Annotated in this window: 2 protein-coding genes; both read left to right on the top strand. The window is 43.1% G+C overall.

Features of this window, described 5'->3' with window-relative positions; translation table 11 throughout:
- A partial coding sequence (gene tnpA / locus MUB50_RS16865; protein ID WP_244791769.1) for an IS200/IS605 family transposase occupies positions 1-264 on the top strand: 264 nt, incomplete at its 5' end.
- A partial coding sequence (locus MUB50_RS16860) for a transposase (protein ID WP_244802555.1) occupies positions 264-1,033 on the top strand: 770 nt, incomplete at its 3' end. The genes tnpA and MUB50_RS16860, both read left to right, overlap by 1 nt.

Genomic DNA, 1,033 nt, shown 5'->3' with positions numbered 1-1,033 from the left:
CTGGAAATGGAGATCATGCCAGACCATGTTCATATGCTTTTGGAAGTAGATCCTCAGTTTGGCATCCACAAAGCTGTAAAGTCATTTAAAGGCTATACGTCCAGAATTTTAAGACAGGAATTTCCCTATCTTAAAACGAAAATGCCGACTCTCTGGACAAACAGCTATTTTGTATCGACGGTGGGCGGTGCTCCGCTGGAAACAGTAAAACAGTATATTGAAAACCAGAAAACATCGCAGAGACAAAAGGATAAGATGGGATAATGCAAAAAGGAATTAAATTCAGGATCTACCCGAACAGAGAACAGAAAAACTTCATCCATCAGACCCTGGGATGCTGCCGGTTCATCTACAACCGGGGACTTGCCATGCGTAAGGAAGGCTATGAAAATGGGGAAAAGATCGGCTATTCCCAGACTTCCGCCATGCTGACTGAACTGAAAAAGCAAGAGGAGTTTGCCTTTCTGAAAGCAGCAGATTCCATTGCATTACAGCAGTCTTTGCGGGATCTCGACCGGGGATTTGTGAATTTCTTTGAGAAACGGGCTTCCTATCCAACCTTCAAAAGTAAACATAACCGGTTCCAGTCATACAGAACGGTAAATCAAAAAGATAATATCCGTATTGTGGGAAGATATATCAAACTTCCGAAACTTGGATTTGTTAAAATACGGCAGTCGATGGAAGTGGAAAAGATTAATCACGTGATCATTGAGCACACACCGGCTGGAAAATATTTTGCGGTTTTAAATGTTGATTTTGAACCGGAACCACGTTCAAATGCTGGCGGAACGATAGGGATTGATGTCGGAATCAAAGCGTTCTACTCCGACAGTAATGGAAATACGGTATCAAATTCCAGATATCTGGAACGCTCAATGCGAAAACTCATAAGAGAACAGCGCAGGCTTTCCCGAAAACAAAAAGATTCCAATAACCGCGAGAAGCAGCGGATCAGGGTGGCAAGAGTGTATGAGAAAGTAACCAATCAGCGGAATGATTTCCTGCAGAAACAGTCAACGATGCTGGTGCG

The organism is Blautia sp. NSJ-140 (assembly GCF_022868965.1).
GTDB lineage: Bacteria > Bacillota > Clostridia > Lachnospirales > Lachnospiraceae > Blautia_A.
This window is presented reverse-complemented; position numbering and strand designations above follow the sequence as displayed.